Genomic DNA, 22,764 nt, shown 5'->3' with positions numbered 1-22,764 from the left:
ATTTTAAGTTTCGTTTCTATTGACAGAGAAAACTATAGCGATTAGAATATTTTCATAGTTAGATTTAAATTAAGTGAGGATAAAATATGTGGTTAGCAGATAACTGGAAAGAATATGAAGTAATAGATTGCAGTGAGGGCGAGAAGCTGGAACGTTGGGGGAAATACACCCTTCTTCGTCCGGATCCTCAAGTAATCTGGAACACAAAGAAGGAAGATAAGCATTGGAAGCATTTAAATGCACATTATCACAGAAGTAAGAAAGGTGGCGGAGAGTGGGAGTTTTTCGATCTTCCAAAACAGTGGGATATTCATTACAGAAGTCTTACTTTTCACTTGAAACCATTTAGCTTCAAACATACAGGACTGTTCCCGGAACAGGCTGTGAACTGGGATTGGTTTTCTAATAAGATTAAAAAAGCAGACCGCCCGGTCAAGGTACTGAATTTATTTGCCTATACAGGTGGAGCGACATTAGCAGCCGCAGCAGCAGGTGCTTCCGTCACTCATGTAGATGCTTCAAAAGGAATGGTTACATGGGCAAAAGAGAACGCAGTGGCATCCGGTCTTGGAGATGCACCAATTCGATGGCTTGTAGATGATTGTGTGAAGTTTGTAGAAAGAGAGATTCGTCGAGGCAATCATTATGATGGAATCATTATGGATCCACCATCTTATGGAAGAGGTCCGAAGGGAGAAATCTGGAAGATTGAAGAGAAGATTTATTCTTTAGTATGTCTTTGTGAGAAGCTTCTTTCTAAAGATCCACTCTTCTTTTTAATTAATTCTTATACAACAGGATTACAGCCTGCGGTTCTTTCTTATATGTTAGGAAGTGCCATTGCTAAAAAGCATGGCGGAAAAGTTAGTGCAGATGAGGTCGGGCTTCCTGTCAGTGCAAGTGGACTTGTTCTTCCATGCGGTGCTTCCGGACGATGGGAAAAGGAATAGATGGGAGATAGCATATGAGTGCCAAAAAGACAGCTTTTTATGGAATGTTTCTTGCACTTGCCTTAGTAGCCGGATATATTGAGCAGCTTATACCTGTTAATCTTGGAGTTCCGGGAGTGAAGCTGGGACTTGCCAACATCGTTACAATGCTTCTTCTTTATATAGCAGGAGTACCGGCAGCCGGCCTTATTTCCGCACTTAGAATCCTATTATCCGGGTTCCTCTTTGGAAGCGGATTCGCAATGGTATACAGTGCGGCAGGAGCGGCGATGAGTATGCTTGTTATGGCACTTTTGAAGAAAACAAAGAAGTTTTCTTCTGTAGGAGTGAGCGTAGCAGGAGGCATTTTTCATAATGTAGGCCAGATCATAGTCGCCATGCTTGTATTAGAAACAAAGGCATTAGCATATTATCTGCCGATTTTAATTCTTTCAGGACTTGCAGCGGGAATCTTAATCGGAATCTTAAGCGGGATATTAACAAAGAGATTAAATCCGATAATCAAGCAGCATTTTCTATAAGCTGACGAAAACTCTAAACATCTTATTTTGACAGCTGCTCTATAGTCGCTGCGTGTTGAATGTTCGCTTTCGCGCTCACATCCAGCACTTGCTCCGAAGCCGCATCTGCCAAGATAAGATGTTTAGAGTTTTCTGTTTATAGAAATACTGGAGAATAGTAGATGAAAGTACAAGTCCCCTTTCTTCTTCAGAGATAGAAATCGGATATGGAATATTGCCACTTTTGAGTAATACCGAATTTTTATCCTCTCTGGCATTTTCGAAAACAGAAACTAAGTTAATAGATATATGGCAGATGTGACTTTGGAGCAAGTTCATAATGCGGGCGAGCATTATGAACGCAGTGATACAGAACAGCTGCCATATATCTATTAACTTAGTTTCGTCTGTTGAATGACGAGATAAAGGAGGAAACACAAATGGAAATTACATACGATTACTATCGCATATTCTATTATGCGGCTAAATATAAGAGCTTTTCAAAGGCGGCAGAGATTCTGATGAGCAACCAGCCGAATATTACACATTTTATGAATAATCTGGAGAATCAGCTTGGCTGTCGTTTGTTTATTCGTTCAAATAGAGGAGTAACACTTACAAGAGAAGGGGAGAAGCTATACAAGCATGTAACAATTGCATATCAGCATTTTCAACTGGCAGAGTTAGAACTGGCGAATGATAAAAGTCTGCAGAGTGGAATCATAACCGTTGGTGTAAGTGAAATCGCATTACATTTGCTGATCTTACAGGTAATGGCAGACTTTCGAAAAGCATATCCGGGTATCCGCATCCGCCTTTCCAATCATTCTACGCCGGAGACGATTCAGGAAGTAAAAGATGGTCTGGTTGATCTGGCAGTAGTATCTACACCAGCCGATATCCCTGCTACATTAAAATCTACGTCTTTGATGGATTTTTCAGATGTAATGGTAGTGAGCAGCTCGCATAAAGAATTATGTGAGAAGCCGATACATCTTTCAAAGATGCAGGATTATCCACTCATTTGTCTTGGGAGAGGAACAAAGTCATATGAGTTTTTCAGTAATTTTTATCAAAGATATGGTTTAAAGTTAAATCCAGATATTGAAGCCGGAACAATTCATCAGATTCTTCCGATGGTTGTCTATGATCTTGGAGTAGGTTTTTTACCAGAAAATGTAGGTATAGAAGCCTTAGAAGATGGGAAAATAATAAAAGTACCCCTTATAGAAAAGATTCCTCAAAGACAGATCTGTCTGGTAGAATCAAAAAGAACACCGCTTAGTATCGCGGCAAATGCATTAAAACAATTCATAAATAATTATATTGAAACGAAATTGTAAGACAATTTGTAAATATATTTTCTTTTTTTCTTAAATATTCTTTAGCAATTCCGACTGTTTTCTGAAAAGATTTCTCATATTCATACAAATCGTTTTGTTAAATTGAATAAAAAAACAGTATTTATATGAGAAATCTTTGTACTATGTAAAAATTACATGATGGGTAAAAAAATAAAACATTTCCACGATAACAAAAAGAGGGGTAGAATGTGTAGCAATGGTTCAGGGCGAACAATTTCTTCCTATTAAATAGGGTTGCAAAGAGTATGTTCACCAATATAAGAATCAGGAAGGAGTGTGGCAGATGGATGCTCTGGTCAATGAACTGATGAAAGAGTTGAATTGCGACACTGTCTTTACGATTCCGGTACTCGGAGGAATTCCGGTTAAAGAATCTGTAGTAGTAACATGGATCATCATGGCGGTCATTCTGGTACTTTGTATAGCGTTAACCAGAAATTTAAGCGTAGAAAATCCAGGTCGTGGACAGATCATACTGGAAACAATCGTAAGCGGCGGACACAATTTCTTCAAGGACACACTGGGAGAACATGGAGCGGAATATATTCCATATCTTATGACAGTGACCCTCTACATCGGTATTGCCAATCTTATCGGACTGCTTGGTTTTAAACCACCGACAAAGGACATGAACGTGACGGCGGCATTAGCATTTATGAGTATTGTCTTAATTGAAGTAGCCGGCATCAGACAAAAAGGAGCAAAAGGATGGGTAAAGAGCTTTGCGGAACCAATTCCAATTATCTTGCCGATCAATATTATGGAGATTTTTATTAAACCATTATCTCTGTGCATGCGACTTTTTGGTAACGTACTTGGTTCTTTCGTTATCATGGAATTATTAAAGTTAATCGTTCCGGCAGTATTACCGGCAGTATTTAGCTGTTACTTTGATATTTTTGATGGTTTGATTCAGGCCTACGTATTTGTATTCCTTACATCGTTGTTTATTAAGGAAGCGACAGAATAAGAAAACAACAAAAAATTTAAAGAGAAAAGAAAAGGAGTGTTGTAATTATGTCATCAGCATTATTTGTAGCAATTGGAGCAGGAGTTGCAGTATTAACAGGTATTGGAGCAGGTATCGGTATCGGTAAAGCTACCGCAGCAGCAACAGATGCGATCGCAAGACAGCCAGAAGCAGAAAGTAAGATCAGTAAAGCATTATTACTTGGTTGTGCGTTAGCAGAGGCAACAGCTATTTACGGTTTCGTTATCGCGTTATTAATCATCCTTTTCCTTAAATAATAGAATATATAAACATTAGGAAAAAGAAAGGCGGACGAAGAATATGCTTAATATAGATCCATGGAATATGGTAATGATTGTAATAAATCTTCTTGTATTATATGCGATTTTTCGAAAGTTCTTATACAAGCCGGTTATGAATGTGATTCATCAGAGAGAAGAATTGATTCAGGGACAGTTTGATTCTGCGAAAAAGACACAGGATGATGCTCTTGCGTTAAAAGCTGATTATGAACAAAAATTAGAGCAGGCAAATGTAAAAGCAGATCAGATCATTCTTGCAGCAAGAGATCAGGCAAAAGAAGAGCATGAGAATGCGATACTTGAGACGCAGGCTAAGACAGATAGAATGATTGAGAAAGCAAAAGCAGATATCGAAAAAGAACAGAAACAGGCACAGCAGGAAGTGCAGGGTGAGATTGCGAAGCTTGCACTTATCGCCGCAAGAAAGATTATAGAGACAGGTGAGGCCCATGACGCAGAAGGCAGTAAATAATGCGAAAGTATTATACCGGCTGAATGTTTTAAGAAGTGATGTGGAACAAGCCCATAAAATTTTCAAGAAGGCCCCTTTCCTTCTTGAAACACTGACAAATCCAGTTGTTTCCGAGGAAGCGAAAGAGGCAGTGCTTGATAAAATCGTAAGACAGAGTGGATTGCCGAATCTTCTTGGAAATTTTATGAAGATGATGTGCCGGATTGGTGAGATCGGGCAGATTACAGATATTTTTAACTGCTATTATAAATACTGGGATGAAAGGAATCACATTCTCCATGCGGAGGTTATTTACGCAGATGAGGAGACAAAGAAAGAAAAAGCATCCATTTTAAAGCAGTTAGAAAGCATTTATCCGAAAGAAAAAATCGTTCTTTCAGAAAAGACAGATGCTTCCCTTCTTGGCGGCTATGTCGTTCATGTTGGCTATGAAGAGTACGACCACAGTTATGAAGGAAAACTCAGACGGTTAGAAAGAAAATTAACAGGGAGGTGAATCTTGTGGGCGCAATCAGTGCAGAAGATATAATCTCTATTATACAGAGTGAAATCGAAAATTTTGATGTGGACAACACAAGTGAAGAGACAGGTACGGTCATATATGTAGGTGACGGAATCGTTACGGTTTACGGTATTGACCATGCGATGTACGGTGAGGTTGTTGTTTTTGATAATGGAGTAAAAGGAATGGTTCAGGATATCCGTCAGAATGAGATTGGTGTAATCCTTTTTGGACGTGATACCGGAATCAAAGAAGGAACAAAAGTAGTTAGAACAAAGAAAAAAGCAGGTATTCCTGTAGGTGATGAGTATATCGGAAGAGTAATCAATGCTTTAGGTGAGCCGATTGACGGCGGTGCCGAGATTAAAGCAGATGGCTATCGCCCGATTGAAGAAGAAGCACCTGGAATCATTGATAGAAAGTCTGTAAATACTCCAATGGAAACAGGTATTCTTTCTATCGATTCTATGTTCCCTATCGGACGTGGACAGCGTGAGTTGATCATCGGTGACCGTCAGACAGGTAAAACTTCTATTGCAACAGATACGATCCTTAACCAGAAAGGAAAAGGAGTTATCTGTATTTACGTTGCAATCGGACAGAAGGCATCTAGTGTTGCTAAGATTGTAAATACTTTAGAAAAATACGATGCAATGGATTATTCTATCGTATTATCCTCTACAGCCAGTGAACCTGCATCTCTGCAGTACATTGCACCATATGCAGGTACCGCATTAGCAGAATATTTTATGCATCAGGGAAAAGATGTGCTGATCGTATATGATGATTTATCAAAACATGCGGTAGCATATCGTGCAATATCTCTTTTGTTAGAGCGTTCACCGGGACGTGAGGCTTATCCTGGAGATGTATTCTACTTACATTCCAGACTGTTAGAGCGTTCCAGTCGTCTTAGTGATAAACTGGGAGGAGGTTCTATTACAGCACTTCCAATCATTGAGACACAGGCAGGTGACGTATCTGCCTACATTCCTACAAACGTAATTTCTATTACAGACGGACAGATTTTCTTAGAGAGTAATCTGTTCTTCGAAGGTATGCGTCCGGCGGTAAACGTTGGTTTATCCGTATCTCGTGTAGGTGGAGCAGCACAGACAAAAGCAATGAAGAAGGCATGCGGAAGTATTCGTATTGACCTGGCACAGTATCGAGAGATGGAAGTATTTACTCAGTTCTCATCAGATCTTGATGATGCAACAAAGGCACAGTTAGCACATGGTCGTGCTATTATGGAACTGTTAAAGCAGCCATTATGTCATCCGTTATCCTTACATGAACAGGTTATTACGTTATGTCTCGCAAATAATGGTATCTTTGATATCGTTATGCCAAAAGAAGTAAAGAAATATCAGAAAGATATTCTTTCTTATCTTGATCTCAAACATCCGGAAATCGGAAAAGAAATCGAAGAAAAGAAAGATTTATCTGACGAAATGGTTAAAAAGATCATAGAAGCAGCAAAGGAATACACTGATAAATAACAGGCAGGTGTTGGTATGGCAAGTGCAAAAGAAATTCAGGACAGGATGCGAAGCATCAAAGATACATTGAAGATTACAAATGCAATGTATATGATTTCTTCCTCCAAACTGAAAAAATCAAAAAAAATGTTAGCGGACACAGAGCCGTATTTCTATACCCTTCAGTCTGAAATGAGCCGAATCTTAAGACATCTTCCGGACGTGAACAGTATTTATTTTAAGACAAATGCAGAGATTCCGGAAAGAAAAAGAAAAGCCGGCTATATCGTCATTACAGCAGATAAGGGACTGGCTGGTTCTTATAATCATAATATTTTAAAAATTGCAGAAGAAGAACTTGCAAAAAGAGACGATTATAAACTGTTTGTTCTCGGTGAGTTAGGCCGGCATTACTTTGAACAGAAAGGAATTAATATTGATAAGCAGTTCCATTTTGTTGTTCAGGATCCATCCTTAAGCCGTGCTAGAAGAATTGCTGAGGATTTATTAAAGCTTTACCATACAAATGAACTTGATGAACTTTACATTATATATACAACTATGGTAAATGCAATGCAGGAGGAGGCACAGGTTGCACAGCTCCTGCCGCTGAAAAAAGCAGATTTTAAGATTCCGGTTCCGATTGATATTCCATTAGAGGGACTTGCATTAAAACCTTCTGCTGAAGAGGTTATGGATCACATCGTTCCAAACTATGTAGTAGGTTTTGTGTATGGTGCATTGGTAGAAGCATTTTCCTGTGAGCAAAATGCCAGAATGATGGCGATGGAAGGTGCGACAAACAGTGCGAAACAAATGTTAAAGGAACTGGATATTGAATATAACAGAGCCAGACAGGCTGCGATTACGCAGGAGATTACCGAGGTAATAGCCGGAGCGAAGTCGCAGAAGAAAAAGAAGAAATAAAAAGCGGAAATAATATAAGGAGGCTTTTTTGATGAAAACAGGAAAAATTATTCAGGTTCTTGGACCTGTAGTCGATGTTGAATTTGAAAATCAAGAATTGCCTGCAATCAGAGATGCTCTCGAAGTACAAAATGGAGATAAAAAATGTGTGATGGAAGTTGCACAGCATATCGGTAATCACGTTGTAAGATGTATTATGCTGGCAGCGAGTGAAGGTCTTCACAGAGATATGGAAGTTACTGCTGAGGGAAGCGGTATCAAAGTACCTGTTGGAGAGAAAACATTAGGCCGTCTCTTTAACGTACTCGGTGAAACGATTGATGACGGAGAGCCGATTAAAGATGCTCCAAAGATGGTAATTCACAGAGAACCTCCGACATTCGAAGAACAGAACCCGGCAGTAGAGATTCTTGAAACCGGAATTAAAGTTATCGACCTTCTTGCGCCATATGCAAAAGGTGGTAAGATTGGTCTGTTCGGTGGTGCCGGTGTAGGTAAGACCGTACTGATTCAGGAATTGATCAGTAATATCGCAACAGAACATGGTGGATATTCTATCTTTACCGGTGTAGGAGAGCGTTCTAGAGAGGGTAATGACCTTTGGACAGAAATGGGAGAATCCGGAGTTCTTGCTAAGACAGCCTTAGTATTTGGACAGATGAATGAACCCCCGGGAGCTCGTATGAGAGTAGCAGAAACCGGACTGACTATGGCAGAATATTTCAGAGATGAAAAGAAACAGGACGTGTTATTATTCATTGATAACATTTTCCGTTTTACACAGGCAGGTTCCGAGGTATCCGCCTTACTTGGACGTATGCCTTCCGCCGTTGGTTATCAGCCAACATTAGCAACAGAAATGGGTGAATTACAGGAGCGAATCGCTTCTACAAAGAACGGTTCCGTAACAAGTGTACAGGCAGTATATGTACCAGCCGATGACTTAACTGACCCGGCCCCTGCAACAACATTTGCTCACTTAGATGCAACAACTGTACTTTCAAGAAAGATTGTAGAACAGGGTATTTATCCTGCCGTTGACCCACTTGAATCCTCATCCCGTATTCTTGAGGCAGATATCGTAGGAGAAGAACACTACGAAGTAGCCAGAAAAGTACAGGAAGCATTACAAAAATACAAAGAATTACAGGATATCATCGCTATTCTTGGTATGGAAGAATTATCTGACGAAGATAAGACAGTCGTATTCAGAGCAAGAAAGATTCAGAAATTTCTTTCCCAGCCATTCCATGTAGCAGAGAACTTTACCGGTATCAAAGGTGTTTATGTACCAGTAAAAGAAACTATTCGTGGATTCAAGGCAATCCTTGATGGCGAGATGGACGAATATCCGGAAAATGCATTCTTCAACGTCGGAACAATCGAGGACGTAAAGAAAAAAGCTGAGGAAATGAAAACAGCAAACTAGGAGGGGTAGATATGGCTTCAAATACATTTAGTTTAAAAATCATATCCGCCAATCGTGTATTTTTTACAGGAAGATGCCAGTCTATTATCGTTCCGGGATATGACGGACAAAAAGAAGTACTGGCACATCATGAAAACATGGTTATTGCTGTCAATGAAGGAGAGATGCGTTTCCTTCCAGAAGAGGAAAGCGAATGGCAGTATGCCGTAGTTGGCATCGGTTTCATCGAAATCATTAATAACCGAGTCACCCTTCTCGTAGAAAGCGTGGAACGCCCAGAGGAAATCGACATTGCAAGAGCACAGGAAGCAAAAGAGAGAGCTTTGGAAAAAATACGTCAGAAACAGAGTATTCAGGAGTATTATCATACACAGGCTTCCCTTTCCCGTGCAATGGCGAGACTTCGGGTTGGACACAGACAGAAACATGTTTAAGACATTTTGAGAATGACAGACAGACGAAAATAGAAAAAAGCCAATATAGAAAATGTAAAAGTCGTCGCGGACGCAGAAAATGCTTAGTCGCATTTTTGCTGCTCCCATATTACATTTTCTATATTGGCTTTTTTCTATTTTCTGTGTATTTTAAAGTATTTCTGGTTATGTTGCGTTATACAGAAGCAATCCTTCTTTATGAATGTTGGAATAAAATGGGTAGTTAATAATCTATTTCTTGAAATGAGCTTCACTTTTTCAAACACGCTCTAGTTGAGTTTTTGTAGATTTTGGATACTAAAAATAAAGTTTACAAAATTCTTGACAGGATATAGAAAAACAGGTATTGTAAAAGTGTAATACTGAATAGGATGATATTTTAGATATTCATAGAGGGTGGTTGCAAAATGAAAAGAAGGTATAGTTGTATTGCGATAATTTTAATAATGTGTATTTTATCAGCTTGTCATAATAAAAAAGAGGAAAGTGTTTCTACATCCGTAAATGATACAAGTGTTACTACAGAAGCCTCAAATGATATTTCGGATGAAACTAGAAAATTATTAGAACTTGGAGAATATGATGATATAGAATTAAAAGGAAATGATAGGGATGCTGTTTCTATAGTAAAAAATGATCAAAGATTTCTTTTTCCAGAGTGTAAGGTGCTTTCTGTAACATATACTACTTTTTCTGAAAATGATACTTTTCTATCTTTAAATAAAAAAGAGGTTCTTGAATTGATAGATTTGATTGAGGAAAGTCCTATTTTAAAAGATGGCGATTCGCTCAGCAATTATGGTGTTAAGGATGATACGCAGGAGAAATATGCAAAAATCTGTATTGTCTATAAAAATAGTCGTGGAGAAGTGCAGAATGTATGGCTGAATACTTTTAAAGGAGACGTATTACATTTTTGCGATTCTTTAGGAGAAGATTATCGAATAGGGCCGAATAAGAAACTTGTAAAATTTATTACGAAGCATACTGGATATAGAGTATTATCTACGGCAGATTTTGATAAGATTGAGAGAATCGTAGTAAAATACAATAATGAGGAATATCAGCTTTCTGCAAAGAAAACAGAACAGTTTATAAAGGCAGTTAAAAAACTTGATAAAAGACAAGATGAGTTCCACGATTCTAATCTTACAGCACTTGCTTACACCTCGGACGGGGATGTGTATCATATTAAAGCAGGTGTAGGAGAATATTCTGAGAATGATATTGCTATAGAAGGAGCATGTTATAAAGGAACAGAAAATGTAGTACGGTTACTGGAAAAATAGGATAAACATTTTATATTGGTGATTTATTTTCTACGTAATTTAAATGTTATTATATTGCGCTGCATAGCAACGGTATATACAACAGAATTTTAATTTTAAAAAATCTGTAAGGAAAATTAGCACGTTTTATTTGTATAATGAATATAAGCAATAGAAATGATATAATTAATTATAGTATAATAAGCAAAGAGTGAGGTGATAATATATGCCGAAGATTATGCAAAATTTAATCGAGCAATATGTAGAAGCTGTTAAAAAAATATATGGTTCACATGTACGACAGATTATTCTTTATGGTTCTTATGCGCGAGGTGATTATCGTGAGGATTCAGATGTGGATATTATGATTTTGGTAGATATGTCTGATTTGGAATTAAAGGTATATGGACAGCAGCTTTCTTATATGACATACGATTTTAATCTGGATAATAATCTGGACATTAAGCCTATTGCAAAAAGTGAAGCACATTTTAAGAAATGGATTTCTAACTATCCATTTTATTCCAGCATTCATAAAGAAGGGGTAGTTTTGTATGGCGCAGCATAATGGGGAAATAGGAACACGCCATGCCAGTGATTATGATGATTTTTATATTGCAAGTAAAGAAGAATCAGAACAACAGATATTAACCGCAGAAGAGTTTCTCATTTTAGTAGAAAAATATTGCTTGGAACAGATTGAAATATTATAGATGGAGCGAAAAAAGGGAGTCTTTTATTGTTGATTTATAGAAAGTTCCGTTGGATTTGACATTCACTTCTATATGATTGCCAAACCTAACGGTCTACTTTTAATACTACTGACTCATTTTTTATTTCTTACAGAAATCACTGACGTTTTTCTGTAAGAAATAGCATAGGTCAGCAGTATCAAAAGAAACATATAACTGAATAGTGTTAAATTTAACGGTCTTTTTTATGACTTTCCGCTATGAATTCTGACTCTGGAAACTTTGGACGCGTTTCTCCTGCCTTAGCATTTCGAAAAAAGCTCCGGTGGAGGTTTTGAGATGAAGTTTCCGTTTTTTTTGAGGCAGAATGGAATGTCCAGCATAACGGAATAAAAAGCCTTCTTTGCAGGCTGGGAATTTTTCGGCTATTTACCCAACAGGCAGGCGCTCTTATGCACAGTCCTCGTTTGTGTTTTGTCTACTATTTCGAACTTTTCTCAATAGCCTCCCACAGCCCATTCAAATAAGCTGCCCCCAAAGCCCTGTCATAAAGTCCATACCCCGGCATTGCTTTTTCATTCCAGATCATTCTTCCATGATCTGGCCGTATAGGTCCATCGAAGCCAATATCGTAAAGTGCCTTTACAATGGCATACATATCAAAGGAGCCGTCTGAAGAAAGATGTGCAGCCTCTTCAAAGTCTCCTGGAAAGTTATGTTTTAAGTTTCGTATATGTGCAAAGTGGATACGTCCTTTTAATGAACGTATCATATCAGGCAGATCATTCTCTGGATTCGTGCCAAGAGAACCAGTGCAAAATGTTACTCCATTATGTGGATTATCAATGGCTTTCATTAGGCGAAGCAGATGTTCCTTATCTGTAATAATACGAGGAAGTCCAAAAACATTCCAAGCCGGATCATCTGGATGAATTGCCATATCAATGTTATAGGTTTCGCAGACAGGCATAATACGATTTAAAAAATAAACTAAGTTAGAGAATAATTTTTCTGAATCTACATCTTTGTACATTTCAAAAAGAGCATGGATATTTTTTAATCGTTCTGGCTCCCAGCCAGGCATGACTGTGCCGTTAGTATCCGAAGAGATAGATTGAAACATCTCATCCGGATTTAGTGCGTCAACGGCTTTTTGGCTGTAGGCAAGGACGGTAGAACCATCAGGACGAACGCGCGCAAGTTCTGTTCTGGTCCAGTCAAAAACGGGCATAAAGTTATAGCAGACAAGATGAATATCTTCTTCTCCGAGATGCTTTAGTGTTTCAATATAATTATCAATGTAAACATCTCTGTCGGAATCTCCAATCTTTATGGAATCATGAACATTTACACTTTCAATTCCCATAAGAGAGAGGCCTGTTTGTTCGATTTCTTCTTTTAGTGCATGGATGCGAGAACGAGACCATACCTCTCCTGGAGAGGTATCATATAGAGTTGAGATAACCCCGGTAACACCAGGTATCTGTCGGATTTGTTTTAAAGTTACGGTATCGAAGCTGGAACCATACCAGCGTAATGTCATTTTCATGCTATACTCCTTCTCATATAATAATGTTATGGAAAAAGTAGAAAAAGAGTATTCACAAGGCGAGTGTAGCATTATCGTATAAAAAATGCAATATAATAGAAAAAGAAATAAGAAATTGGTGATTATTACTAATTTCTTGGGCATAATTTTAGTGAATATTGCGTATTGCACAAAAAACATTGAGAATATATAATAAATACAACTGATATATCAGAAAAAGGGAGCTAAAAATTACATGGGAAAAAGTAGAAAAGAGATAGCATATGACTATATAAAACCCAAGATTGTTTTCTGTGAGTTAAAGCCAGGAGATATTTTGGATGAGAAGAAGATTATAGAAGAACTTGGATTCAGCCGAACTCCAATAAGAGAAGCCATTAGTGAATTAGCAGAAGAGAAGCTGGTTACAATCATGCCAAGGAGAGGAATCGTTGTTACACAGATTTCCCTTAAGGATGTAGAAGATATGTTGAATGCCAGAGCATTATTAGAACCTTATATTTTCCAGAATGCTTTTCTGAATGTGGAGAAGGATGTTCTGTTAAGAATGAAGAATCAACTGAATGATATGATTGCGCACAAGAAGGTGAAGATGGATTCTTTAGAAGAAGACTTTGATTATAGCTTTCATATGTATTTTGCGGAGAAGGCAAATAATCAATATCTTTACAGGATGATGCACCTACTAATGACGCACAGTCAGAGAATTAGAAGTTTTTCTACAATGCATCAAGAACGCTATATCGATTCTTACAAAGAACATATTGAAATTATTGACATGATGTTATTAGGTGATGAAGATAAGGTGATGGAAGCAGTAAAGAAGCATATATCGAATACCGTAGAAGGATATAAACAAATATATAGTATTCAGGGAAGCTTTTTTGGAATTTGATGGAAGCGTAAATCACAAAAGCATTAAAAAATAAAATTTATGTGGTTGGTTATGTTTTATTAACCAACCATATAAAAAAGGCAAACTGATATATCAGAAATATATCAATAAAATATTAATGTGGGAGGACTATTATGAAATTAGTAATGAAGAAAGAATTAGAAAGAATTTGTAATGTAGCTTTGGAGAAACAGGGATACTCTAAAGAAGATGCAGCAAGAATATCTGAAGTATTGATTGCTACGGATATGTTTGGAATCCATTCTCATGGAACAAAGAATTTATATATGTACATTGAAAAAATGAAACAGGGTGGAATCAACATCAAAGCAAATCCTGAATTCATTGTAGAAGGCCCAGCATTTGCTGTGTTAGATGCGAAAGATTGTATCGGAATGAAAGGTACAAGAATTGCGATTGATAAAGCAGTCGAACTTGCGAAAAAGACTGGTGTTGCCTATGTAGGTGTAAAGAATAGCTGTCATTTTGGAGCAGGAACATTTTATGTAGCAGAGATGGCGAAGCAGGGAATGTTTGGAATGATTATGAGTAATGTGGATCCGAACATGGCAGTTCCTGGAGGAAAGGGAATGACACTTGGAAATAACCCAATCGCTTACGCGTTCCCAAGAAAAGGACAGCATCCAATTACATTTGATATTGCTCTTTCTGTAGTAGCAGCATTAAAGATTAATAAAGCAAAAATGTATCATCAGGAAATTCCAGATAGCTGGATGGTAGATCCGGACGGTATCCCGACAACGAATCCTCAGTACTATCAGGAAGGTGGAGCATTACTTCCGATGGGAGGACATAAAGGATATGGTTTCTCCTTACTCGTAGATGCCTTATCTGGTTTCATGACATCAGGAAATACATGTAAGGACATCGAGAGCTGGTGCTTCAATCTTCCGAATAAAAACAGAGTAAGTCATGCAATCATATGTATTGACATTTCAAAGGTAAATCCAGATGGACATTTTGAAGATATTGAAGAAGATTATCTCCAGTACATTTTAAATTCACCAAAGGCCAAAGGTACAGATCATTTGATGGTTCCTGGTCAGAGAGAATGGGAGAAATATGATAAGGATGAAGCCAACGGTGTAAGAATTCCTGAAGATGTAGCAGACAGCTTATTAAAATTAGCAGACAGTATCGATGAGAAAATTGACTGGAGGGATATCGATGAATAAAGTAATTGAAAAATTAAAACAAATCGGAGTCATTCCATTAGCTGTTTTTAAGGATGAAAAGCAGGCAGTTCCTGTTGCCAATGCATTAAGTAAAGCTAGAATCGATACATTAGAAGTTACATTGCGAACCGAAAAAGGTGTAAAAGCAATTGAAGAAATAAAGAAAAACTGTCCCGGATTTCTTGCCGGGGCAGGCACAGTAAAGACCGTACAGCAGGCAAAAGAAGTAAAGGAAGCCGGGGCAGATTATATTGTAACGCCAGCTTACGATGAAATAATTGCTAACTGGTGTAAGGAAAATGATATGCCATTACTTCCAGGTGTGACAACTCCGTATGAGATACAAAAGGCAGTTGGCAACGGATTTACAACATTGAAGTTTTTCCCGGCAGAAAATTATGGTGGAGCAAAAACAATAAAAGCATTTGCCGGCCCATTTCCAGAAGTCTCTTTTATGCCAACTGGTGGGATTAATACAGAAAACATGGGAAATTATCTGGCAAATAGTAATGTATCCATGGTTGGTGGAGGCTGGATTTGCAGCCAGGCGCTTTTAGAAAAAGCAGATTATGAAGGCATCACAAATAAAGCGAAAGAAGCTCTGCAGAAGTTCCTTGGATATGAAGTAGTTCATGTTGGTATCAATACAGCAGATACAGCCGAAGGAGAATCCGTTGCTGAAAGTATAGGAAATGTATTCAAAATGCCAGTCTATAAAGGCGAGTTATCTAACTTTGTCGGAACCGGATTTGAAGTCAATAATTTTAAAGGTCTTGGAAAATATGGTCATGTGGCAATTGATACAAACCGCATCGAATCTGCGGAGTATTATCTGAAAAAAGATAATATAGAGATGAACGAAGAAAGTCGAGTGATGGTGGATGGAAAGACCAAAGTTGTGTATTTGAAAGATGAATTTGCTGGATATGCCATTCATCTCAGACAGAGGTAGAGAAGAGTAAGCGAAAGTAAATAGAGCGAAAGCATATGGCGATAAAAGTAAGCAGAATGGAAAGAATGATTCAATTGTAAGGGATATTGACAGAGCATGTTTGAAAAATCAGAAAGTATTTTTCAGACACGCTCTGGTAAAAATGGAGAGAGGGAGAGAAGTATGTCCAAAATAGTATTATTCGGAGAACCGATGGCACTGTTAATTGCTCAGGAATATGGTAAACTAGAAGAAGTAAATTTGTTCAGCAAGAAAATTGCAGGAGCAGATTATAATGTTTCGATTGGTTTAAATAGATTAGGTCATCAGGCATTATTTATTACGAAACTTGGAGAAAACGATCCTTTTGGTACTTATATTTATGAAACGATGAAAAAAGAAGGATTTGACACTTCACAGATTACATTTGACCCTGTTTACAGAACAGGAATTATGTTGAAAAATAAAGTGAAAGATGGCGATCCTGAAATTGCTTATTATAGAAAAAACAGTGCAGCCTCTATGGTAAGTCCGGAAGATATCGATAAAGTTGATTTTACAGGAGTCGATCATATTCATCTGACGGGAATTGGCTGTGCGGTCAGTGAGAGCTGCATGGAAGCGGCAAAAGAAATTATTAAAAAAGGAAAAGAAAATCATATTCCAATCTCTTTTGATCCAAATTTACGACCTGCCTTATGGAAAAGTCAGGAAGTTATGGTAGAATCTCTGAATTCCTTAGCTTTTCAGAGTGACATTGTACTGCCAGGAATTGAAGAGGGAAAAATTCTCACCGGATTTGAAGAAAAAGAAAAGATTGCGGACTTTTATCTGCAGCATGGCGTAAAAGAAGTGATTATAAAAATGGGCGGAGAAGGTGCCTATTATAAGACTTCTGAAAAAGAAGGTGTTGTAGAAGGTTTTTCGGTAAAAGAAATAGTGGATACAGTAGGAGCAGGAGATGGATTTGCAGTTGGTGTAATCAGTGGAAGATTAGAACAGCTTTCAATTGAAGAATATGTAAAACGGGGCAACTGTATCGGTGCTTTACAGATTCAGGTAGAAGGAGATAATGAGGGACTCCCAAACAGAGAAAGACTGCAGAATGCACTGAACGGCTGAGGAGGAAAAGACAATGAGGAGAAGATATTATATAGTAGCAGTATGTTTATTAGTAATGAGTTTCCTTTTGACAGCTTGTGGGGGAAAGGAAAAAGACAAGAAAGTAATCCACATACAGATTGCTTATGAAAATAATACAGATGAGCCACTTAGTAAGGCCTGCGAGAAGTGGAAGGAGCTTTTAGAAGAAAAAAGTAATGGAGAATTTCAGGTCGATTTGTATCCTTCCAGTCAGTTAGGAACGAAGAACGATATTATCAATCAGGCGATTGCCGGAGATTCCGTTATTACCCTTGCAAATGGAGCGTTTTACTCAGATCTTGGAGTAAAGGACTTCGGTGTTGTATTTGCCCCATATTTATTCCGGTCATGGGACGATATCGAAAAGTTAGCACAGAGCGACTGGTGGGAAAAACAGGAACAAAATGTAAAAAATCAAACCGGACTTACGATTGTTGGAAAGAACTGGCATTACGGAGTGCGTAACACATTGACAAGAAAAAAGGTGGAAAGTCCGTCTGATTTAAAAGGAAAGAAGATTCGAGTTCCAAGTAACCTTTTACAGGTAGACAGTATTAATGCATTGGGAGCAGCAGCGACACCGATGAGTTTGGGCGATGTGTATACTTCACTTCAGCAGGGAACCATCGATGGACTGGAGAATCCAATTACAGTAATTGAAAGTGGAAAATACCAGGAAGTAGCAAAATATCTTCTTCTGGATGCCCATATATATGACCTGACAACTTGGTGCTGTGGAGATGAATTCTACAATTCCCTTAGTGAAAAGCAGAAAAAAATATTGACGGAAACCTGTGAGAAAGCAGGAGTCTACAATAATGAGATTGTGGAGGAAGCCGAAGCCAAATCTTTGAAAGAATTGAAAAAAGAGGGCGTTAAGGTGCAGGAAGTCAGCGATGAAGAAAAAGGTGAATGGGAAAAGGCATCCGAATCTTTTTACAAAAATGCAGAAAAGAAATACGGCTGGACACCTAATCTGATAGAAACGGTAAAATCAATTATCAAGGAATGAGGATGGGGTTATGAAAGAGAAGAATAATATATTTAAACAAATTGATACGATGATATCGGTTGTTGCATTGATCGTACTCATATGCATCACATTTATAGGAGTTGTTTTCCGTTATGTACTTGGAACACCATTTTCCTGGTTAGAAGAAGTACAGCTTGCCTTAATCATATGGATTGTATTTTGTGGAGGCAGATATGCATTTGAAACGAACAGCCATGTGGCAATAGACATGATCTATGATATGTTTCCAAATAAAGGGAAAAAAGTTTTGCTGATGATTATAGCAGTTGTAGTAACGGTTGTATTAGCGTTTGTCTGCTTTTATTCAATAGACTATATAAAAATAATGTTTCAATATTCAATCAGTACCAGTATTCTTTCCATCCCTTGCGGAGTCTTATATATTCCAATTCCGGTAAGCTGTATTTTGATGATGATTCAGTACTGGATTAATACAAAGCAGGAATTAAAAGATTTAGATAAGAATACAAATGAGAAAATGGATAAAAACATAAATAAAAATACAAATAAGAACATAAAGGAGGAAGTGTAAATGCAGACATATATCGTTTTAATTGCATGTGTTATTTTACTGTTGTGTCTATTTTTCAGAGTACCTGTATATATTTCTGTATTTGCAGCGGCTCTTACATACTTTTTATTTCAGACAAGTTCTTCTCCGGCAATCATCGCACAGAGAATCGGCGGTGGAATCCAGAGCATTCCATTACTGGCAATTCCGTTTTTCATCTGTGCGGGAATCTTTATGAACTCTTCCGGTGTAACGAAACGAATTATGAATTTCTGTAACGTAGTGACGAAACGAATGACTGGCGGTCTTGGACAGGTAAATGTTTTATTATCCACATTAATGGGTGGTCTTTCTGGAAGTAACCTCGCTGATGCAGCGATGGAAGCAAAAATCCTTGTTCCAGAAATGGAAGAAAAAGGATACTCCAAAGAATTTTCTTCTGTATTAACAGCAACGTCCGCGATGATTACACCGTTGATTCCACCGGGAATTGGAATGATTTTATATGGTTCCATCGCCAACGTATCTATCGGAAAGTTATTTGTCGCAGGAATTGGAATCGGTGTTTTATTATGTATCAGTTTGATGATCATGGTACATTTTATCTCTAAGAAACGTGGCTACCAGCCAGCAACCAAAGAAAAACAGGAACCAGAAGAAGTAAAATCCGCAGTCAAACAGGCAATCCTTCCGCTATGCTTACCAATCTTAATCATTGGAGGTATCCGTATTGGAATTGTTACACCAACGGAAGCTGGTACAGTAGCCATTGTTTATGCATTAATTTTAGGAATCATTTATAAAGAACTTAAAATGTCAGATGTAGTAGACGGTTTAAAAGAAAGCGTAGCAACGACAGCCTCCATTATGATGATTGTTGGTGGTGCATCCGCTTTTGCATGGGTATTAACCAAAGAAAGAATTCCTCAGCAGTTAACAGAAGTTATTACATCTAATATCTCAAATAAATATGTCTTTCTTATTATTGTTATTTTATTCTTGCTTGTTGTCGGTATGTTTATAGAAGGAAATGCGGCAATGATCGTATTAGTTCCGTTATTAGCACCGGTAGCACAGGCATACGGTATCAATGAAATTCATTTTGCTATGTTATTTATCTTCGTTATGGCAGTCGGAGGGGTAACACCACCGATGGGAACACTTATCTTTGTAACTTGCGGAGTGACGAAATGTGATATCAAGGCTTTTATTAAGGAATCGATGCCGTTTTATATTATGTTACTTATTTTAATGTTAGGTATTGCGTTTATACCAGCATTATCTACTGGGTTGGTAAACTTAGTTTATTAAGAACTTCTTGTTGTTAAATTGTGGAAAAAGTTCCGTTAGATTTGACACTCACTTCTATATGATTGCCAAACCTAACGGTCTACTTTTAATACTACTGACTCATTTCTTATTTCTTACAGAAAAACGTCAGTGATTTCTGTTTTGTCAGATTATCTTCATTCTTTGCTCACAAGCTGTTCACAAATCTACAGTATGATAAAACCATCAAAAACAACAACAGATTTTTGATAGATTTTTTCATACTTTCCTCTCTTTAGAAGCCGGCGTTATGTCGGTTTCTTTTTTTAGATTGGAATGGCTTACTCATTCTCAATGATTTCCTATATCTCATCTAGTTCCATATCTAATAAATCACTTATCTGCGCTGGTTCATTTGTATAGTTTCGCAAATGGAGAATGATCACTTTCATTTTTTGAGTAATCTGACAAAAAATATACGGTGGACGCAGTAATATTTACTTGGAATAAAACAAATTTCTCCGGGATTAAATAGTAATTTTGCCTTCAGCCAATGCCAGCTCCCCAAGAAAGAAGATATCCTATATTTGTGGCCTTAGAGCGAGGATTGAATGTGAGCTTTTTAGCGAACATTCAACCCGCAGTGATAGAGTCACAAATATAGGATATCTTCTTTCTTGGGGAGCGTCAGCTTTGCCTGGACTAACTTATTATTTAATGCAAAGGACTTTACCTGTTATGAAATCGAGTATATAATACAAAAAAGTACAGTTGGAATTTTGATTTCCTCGCAAAATCAGATATACAAAATCAGATAGAAAAGACAGGGAGAAAAATACAATGAAGTGGATGATTGCATCAGATATACATGGTTCCGCATTTTACTGCGAGAAGATGCTTAAGGCATTTAAAAGAGAACAGGCAGATAAATTACTTTTGTTAGGGGACATTCTCTATCATGGACCACGAAATGACCTGCCAGAAGGATATGCACCAAAAAAAGTAATAGAGATGCTTAATAATATAAAAGAAAAGATTCTTTGTGTTCGTGGAAACTGTGATGCGGAAGTAGACCAGATGGTATTAGATTTCCCGATTATGGCAGACTATGCGATGATTACAGAAGGAGATTTGAATATCTTTGCAACTCATGGTCATCATTTTAATGAAAAGAAGCTGCCGCCGATGTTTGAAAAGACACAGGAGGGTTTGATATTATTGCATGGGCATACCCACGTTCCAGTATGCAGAGTACATGAAAGTTATACTTACATGAATCCAGGCTCTGTATCTATTCCTAAGGAAAATTCGGAACACAGTTATATGATACTGGAGAATGAAGCGTTCTGGTGGAAGACATTAGACGGTGAGACATACCTTAATTTTAAAGGAAGTAAGCCGGAAAGAGGGTATTGCAGAGAGGAGTATAGATAGTAGAAGATGAGGAATGGGACATCTAATATGAAAAAACAAATTTTATCTATTATTATGGCAGGTTGCCTCCTCTTATCTATGACAGCCTGTTCTTCTGATAAGGGAAATATGAAACCGGCATTCGAACAAACAACAGCAGATGCTTCTATAGAAACTTCCTCGCCTCAGGAATATAGCAAAACTGACTTCGTCATGAGTACCGTATTAAGTGAAAAAATATACGGAACAAAAGATGTTACCCAAGATATAAAGGAAGAACTTGATAAACTTGAAAAAGATCAGCTTTCCTGGAGGGAGGATCACAGCGTTGTTTCAAAGATTAATGCAGATGCACAAAAAGGGATAAAGACAAAACTGGATTCTGATATGACTTCATGGGTAGAGGATTCTTTAGAACTTGCAAAGCGAAGTAACGGAGCATTTGACCCGACAATCGGCAGACTTACAAGATTATGGAACATAGAAGGGGACAACCCGAAAGTTCCGTCAAAACAGGAAATAAAGAATACTTTAGAAGATACGGGGTATACTAAGATACATCTGGAGAAAGTAGAATCTCAGAATACAGCAAATACGAAAAAGAACGTAGATAAAGATATAAAAGATAATACAGCTAAAAATAAAGAAACATCCGAAGATACAAGCCAAAATACCAATACAAATGAAAGTGTTTCTTCTATATATATAGGGGATAAATGCACTCTTGATCTTGGAGCGGTAGGAAAAGGGATTGCCTGTGATGTAGTGCAGGATTATTTAAAAAAGCAAAAAGAAGTAAGTGGAGCAGTTATCGCTGTCGGAGGCAGCATCCTTTTATATGGAAGTAAAGCAGATGGAAGCGATTGGAACGTTGCCGTACAAAACCCAAGAGGACAAGATGGGGAAGCGATGGGCGTCCTGTCCCTCTCCGGCACAACCAACGTCTCCACATCAGGAGATTACGAAAAGTATTTTATGCAGGATGGAAAAAGATATCATCACATCCTTGATCCGTCAACTGGATATCCGGCAGACAGCGGATTGATTTCCGTAACAATCGTAAGCGATAGCGGCTTGCTCTCCGATGGTCTATCTACAGCCTGTTTTGTCCTCGGCAAAGAAAAAGGCCAAAAACTTTTAGAAACCTACGGAGCCGAAGGCATCTTCATCGACCAGAATAAAAAAGTCACCGTCACCAAAGGACTCAAAGATAAATTTACAATACTGAATGAAGAATATAAACAATAGAGAAAATCAAAACAGATGGGATTGTCCCCAGGGTATTTAGAACGAAACTTCATGATTCCCGCATATCATGAAGTTTTGTCTCTATGATAAAAATAATTCTTTCGTCAATCTGCACAAAAAACTTCTTGATATAACTTCAAAAGTTTTTTAAAAAAGTACTTGATTTCTCGGGAAAATCGTGTATAATAAAAAGCGTTGTGTGACATGATAGCGATGAAGCGAGAGGTTGCTGTGATGGAAAAATCCATTGCAGGTTTTCCGTGGAGCGAATGTCAAGTTTAGAAA

The 22,764-nt window shown here is 37.8% G+C and carries 23 protein-coding genes and 1 pseudogene; 23 read left to right on the top strand and 1 reads right to left on the bottom strand.

Translation table 11 applies throughout. The features are described 5' to 3' along the window. Window positions 1-86 precede the first annotated feature (86 nt). The 14 genes and pseudogenes from EHLA_RS13480 to EHLA_RS13415 form a co-directional block, all read left to right on the top strand. Window positions 87-950 carry a class I SAM-dependent methyltransferase gene (locus EHLA_RS13480; protein ID WP_096241145.1) on the top strand — a complete coding sequence of 288 codons (864 nt, stop codon included), beginning with the start codon at window positions 87-89 and terminating at the stop codon, window positions 948-950. Between the two features lie 14 nt (window positions 951-964). Beyond that, entirely contained in the window at window positions 965-1,471 is a 507-nt protein-coding gene (locus EHLA_RS13475; RefSeq protein WP_096241144.1) for a Gx transporter family protein, read from the top strand. A gap of 419 nt (window positions 1,472-1,890) precedes the next feature. Continuing rightward, the gene (locus tag EHLA_RS13470; protein WP_096241143.1) at window positions 1,891-2,793 is read left to right on the top strand and encodes a LysR family transcriptional regulator; all 903 of its coding nucleotides are present in this window, start codon (window positions 1,891-1,893) and stop codon (window positions 2,791-2,793) included. Between the two features lie 304 nt (window positions 2,794-3,097). Continuing rightward, complete coding sequence (locus EHLA_RS13465; protein WP_096241142.1) at window positions 3,098-3,784, top strand: F0F1 ATP synthase subunit A; 687 nt, start codon at window positions 3,098-3,100, stop codon at window positions 3,782-3,784. Window positions 3,785-3,831: 47 nt separating this feature from the next. Then, complete coding sequence (gene atpE / locus EHLA_RS13460) at window positions 3,832-4,062, top strand: ATP synthase F0 subunit C (RefSeq protein WP_005347476.1); 231 nt, start codon at window positions 3,832-3,834, stop codon at window positions 4,060-4,062. A 43-nt stretch (window positions 4,063-4,105) separates the two neighbouring features. Then, window positions 4,106-4,558 carry a F0F1 ATP synthase subunit B gene (atpF, locus tag EHLA_RS13455; protein WP_021907809.1) on the top strand — a complete coding sequence of 151 codons (453 nt, stop codon included), beginning with the start codon at window positions 4,106-4,108 and terminating at the stop codon, window positions 4,556-4,558. Further along, window positions 4,536-5,054 (top strand): ATP synthase F1 subunit delta, encoded by a 519-nt coding sequence (atpH, locus tag EHLA_RS13450; RefSeq protein WP_096241141.1) that lies wholly within the window; start codon window positions 4,536-4,538, stop codon window positions 5,052-5,054. Before atpF ends, atpH begins: the two co-directional genes overlap by 23 nt. Next, a complete protein-coding gene (gene atpA / locus EHLA_RS13445) occupies window positions 5,051-6,562 on the top strand; it encodes a F0F1 ATP synthase subunit alpha (protein ID WP_408608958.1) in 1,512 nt (503 codons plus the stop codon). The genes atpH and atpA overlap by 4 nt, the downstream gene beginning before the upstream one ends. A gap of 15 nt (window positions 6,563-6,577) precedes the next feature. Further along, window positions 6,578-7,468 carry an ATP synthase F1 subunit gamma gene (gene atpG, locus EHLA_RS13440; protein ID WP_096241139.1) on the top strand — a complete coding sequence of 297 codons (891 nt, stop codon included), beginning with the start codon at window positions 6,578-6,580 and terminating at the stop codon, window positions 7,466-7,468. Window positions 7,469-7,499: 31 nt separating this feature from the next. Then, entirely contained in the window at window positions 7,500-8,897 is a 1,398-nt protein-coding gene (atpD, locus tag EHLA_RS13435; protein WP_096241138.1) for a F0F1 ATP synthase subunit beta, read from the top strand. An 11-nt stretch (window positions 8,898-8,908) separates the two neighbouring features. Further along, on the top strand, window positions 8,909-9,331 hold the full coding sequence (gene atpC / locus EHLA_RS13430; protein WP_096241137.1) for an ATP synthase F1 subunit epsilon: 423 nt from the start codon (window positions 8,909-8,911) through the stop codon (window positions 9,329-9,331). A gap of 407 nt (window positions 9,332-9,738) precedes the next feature. Further along, a complete protein-coding gene (locus tag EHLA_RS13425) occupies window positions 9,739-10,620 on the top strand; it encodes a hypothetical protein (protein ID WP_123864867.1) in 882 nt (293 codons plus the stop codon). A gap of 205 nt (window positions 10,621-10,825) precedes the next feature. Next, complete coding sequence (locus tag EHLA_RS13420; RefSeq protein WP_096241135.1) at window positions 10,826-11,167, top strand: nucleotidyltransferase domain-containing protein; 342 nt, start codon at window positions 10,826-10,828, stop codon at window positions 11,165-11,167. Window positions 11,168-11,183: 16 nt separating this feature from the next. Further along, window positions 11,184-11,312 (top strand): annotated as a pseudogene (locus EHLA_RS13415) (DNA-binding protein); the annotation flags it as partial. Between the two features lie 460 nt (window positions 11,313-11,772). On the opposite strand, the gene uxuA reads toward EHLA_RS13415, so the two are convergent. Further along, entirely contained in the window at window positions 11,773-12,840 is a 1,068-nt protein-coding gene (gene uxuA / locus EHLA_RS13410) for a mannonate dehydratase (RefSeq protein ID WP_096241134.1), read from the bottom strand. 235 nt (window positions 12,841-13,075) lie between these two features. On the opposite strand from uxuA, the gene EHLA_RS13405 reads away from it, so the two are divergent. From EHLA_RS13405 to EHLA_RS13365, 9 genes are all read left to right on the top strand, one after another. Then, entirely contained in the window at window positions 13,076-13,735 is a 660-nt protein-coding gene (locus EHLA_RS13405; RefSeq protein WP_096241133.1) for a GntR family transcriptional regulator, read from the top strand. 134 nt (window positions 13,736-13,869) lie between these two features. Beyond that, window positions 13,870-14,931, top strand: a complete 1,062-nt coding sequence (locus tag EHLA_RS13400) for an Ldh family oxidoreductase (protein WP_096241132.1) — start codon at window positions 13,870-13,872, stop codon at window positions 14,929-14,931. Continuing rightward, on the top strand, window positions 14,924-15,883 hold the full coding sequence (locus EHLA_RS13395; protein WP_157908602.1) for a bifunctional 4-hydroxy-2-oxoglutarate aldolase/2-dehydro-3-deoxy-phosphogluconate aldolase: 960 nt from the start codon (window positions 14,924-14,926) through the stop codon (window positions 15,881-15,883). Before EHLA_RS13400 ends, EHLA_RS13395 begins: the two co-directional genes overlap by 8 nt. A 162-nt stretch (window positions 15,884-16,045) precedes the next feature. After that, window positions 16,046-16,984, top strand: a complete 939-nt coding sequence (locus EHLA_RS13390; RefSeq protein ID WP_096241690.1) for a sugar kinase — start codon at window positions 16,046-16,048, stop codon at window positions 16,982-16,984. Window positions 16,985-16,997: 13 nt separating this feature from the next. Continuing rightward, window positions 16,998-18,017: a C4-dicarboxylate TRAP transporter substrate-binding protein gene (locus EHLA_RS13385; RefSeq protein ID WP_197702353.1), complete on the top strand. Its 1,020-nt coding sequence runs from the start codon at window positions 16,998-17,000 to the stop codon at window positions 18,015-18,017. 10 nt (window positions 18,018-18,027) lie between these two features. After that, window positions 18,028-18,570: a TRAP transporter small permease gene (locus EHLA_RS13380; RefSeq protein ID WP_021907823.1), complete on the top strand. Its 543-nt coding sequence runs from the start codon at window positions 18,028-18,030 to the stop codon at window positions 18,568-18,570. After that, window positions 18,571-19,860, top strand: a complete 1,290-nt coding sequence (locus EHLA_RS13375; protein WP_096241130.1) for a TRAP transporter large permease — start codon at window positions 18,571-18,573, stop codon at window positions 19,858-19,860. It begins immediately after the preceding gene. Window positions 19,861-20,658: 798 nt separating this feature from the next. After that, complete coding sequence (gene yfcE / locus EHLA_RS13370; protein WP_096241129.1) at window positions 20,659-21,252, top strand: phosphodiesterase; 594 nt, start codon at window positions 20,659-20,661, stop codon at window positions 21,250-21,252. 27 nt (window positions 21,253-21,279) lie between these two features. After that, window positions 21,280-22,479: an FAD:protein FMN transferase gene (locus tag EHLA_RS13365; RefSeq protein ID WP_157908601.1), complete on the top strand. Its 1,200-nt coding sequence runs from the start codon at window positions 21,280-21,282 to the stop codon at window positions 22,477-22,479. The last annotated feature ends 285 nt before the right edge of the window (window positions 22,480-22,764 follow it).

Origin of the sequence: Anaerobutyricum hallii, assembly GCF_900209925.1 — a bacterium.
Taxonomy (GTDB): domain Bacteria; phylum Bacillota; class Clostridia; order Lachnospirales; family Lachnospiraceae; genus Anaerobutyricum; species Anaerobutyricum soehngenii.
The sequence above is the reverse complement of the archived record's forward strand: the minus strand, read 5'-3'. Positions and strand labels throughout refer to the sequence as shown.

Excerpts from the sequence above, each read along its gene's own strand:
- EHLA_RS13375 (WP_096241130.1), top strand. The coding sequence starts at position 18,571 with ATGCAGACATATATCGTTTTAATTGCATGTGTTATTTTACTGTTGTGT.
- yfcE (WP_096241129.1), top strand. The coding sequence starts at position 20,659 with ATGAAGTGGATGATTGCATCAGATATACATGGTTCCGCATTTTACTGC.
- atpG (WP_096241139.1), top strand. The coding sequence starts at position 6,578 with ATGGCAAGTGCAAAAGAAATTCAGGACAGGATGCGAAGCATCAAAGAT.
- EHLA_RS13405 (WP_096241133.1), top strand. The coding sequence starts at position 13,076 with ATGGGAAAAAGTAGAAAAGAGATAGCATATGACTATATAAAACCCAAG.
- EHLA_RS13470 (WP_096241143.1), top strand. The coding sequence starts at position 1,891 with ATGGAAATTACATACGATTACTATCGCATATTCTATTATGCGGCTAAA.
- atpD (WP_096241138.1), top strand. The coding sequence starts at position 7,500 with ATGAAAACAGGAAAAATTATTCAGGTTCTTGGACCTGTAGTCGATGTT.
- atpF (WP_021907809.1), top strand. The coding sequence starts at position 4,106 with ATGCTTAATATAGATCCATGGAATATGGTAATGATTGTAATAAATCTT.
- EHLA_RS13400 (WP_096241132.1), top strand. The coding sequence starts at position 13,870 with ATGAAATTAGTAATGAAGAAAGAATTAGAAAGAATTTGTAATGTAGCT.
- EHLA_RS13380 (WP_021907823.1), top strand. The coding sequence starts at position 18,028 with ATGAAAGAGAAGAATAATATATTTAAACAAATTGATACGATGATATCG.
- EHLA_RS13420 (WP_096241135.1), top strand. The coding sequence starts at position 10,826 with ATGCCGAAGATTATGCAAAATTTAATCGAGCAATATGTAGAAGCTGTT.
- atpC (WP_096241137.1), top strand. The coding sequence starts at position 8,909 with ATGGCTTCAAATACATTTAGTTTAAAAATCATATCCGCCAATCGTGTA.
- atpH (WP_096241141.1), top strand. The coding sequence starts at position 4,536 with ATGACGCAGAAGGCAGTAAATAATGCGAAAGTATTATACCGGCTGAAT.
- atpE (WP_005347476.1), top strand. The coding sequence starts at position 3,832 with ATGTCATCAGCATTATTTGTAGCAATTGGAGCAGGAGTTGCAGTATTA.
- EHLA_RS13385 (WP_197702353.1), top strand. The coding sequence starts at position 16,998 with ATGAGGAGAAGATATTATATAGTAGCAGTATGTTTATTAGTAATGAGT.
- EHLA_RS13365 (WP_157908601.1), top strand. The coding sequence starts at position 21,280 with ATGAAAAAACAAATTTTATCTATTATTATGGCAGGTTGCCTCCTCTTA.
- EHLA_RS13425 (WP_123864867.1), top strand. The coding sequence starts at position 9,739 with ATGAAAAGAAGGTATAGTTGTATTGCGATAATTTTAATAATGTGTATT.
- EHLA_RS13390 (WP_096241690.1), top strand. The coding sequence starts at position 16,046 with ATGTCCAAAATAGTATTATTCGGAGAACCGATGGCACTGTTAATTGCT.
- EHLA_RS13465 (WP_096241142.1), top strand. The coding sequence starts at position 3,098 with ATGGATGCTCTGGTCAATGAACTGATGAAAGAGTTGAATTGCGACACT.
- EHLA_RS13475 (WP_096241144.1), top strand. The coding sequence starts at position 965 with ATGAGTGCCAAAAAGACAGCTTTTTATGGAATGTTTCTTGCACTTGCC.
- EHLA_RS13480 (WP_096241145.1), top strand. The coding sequence starts at position 87 with ATGTGGTTAGCAGATAACTGGAAAGAATATGAAGTAATAGATTGCAGT.
- EHLA_RS13395 (WP_157908602.1), top strand. The coding sequence starts at position 14,924 with ATGAATAAAGTAATTGAAAAATTAAAACAAATCGGAGTCATTCCATTA.
- uxuA (WP_096241134.1), bottom strand. The coding sequence starts at position 12,840 with ATGAAAATGACATTACGCTGGTATGGTTCCAGCTTCGATACCGTAACT.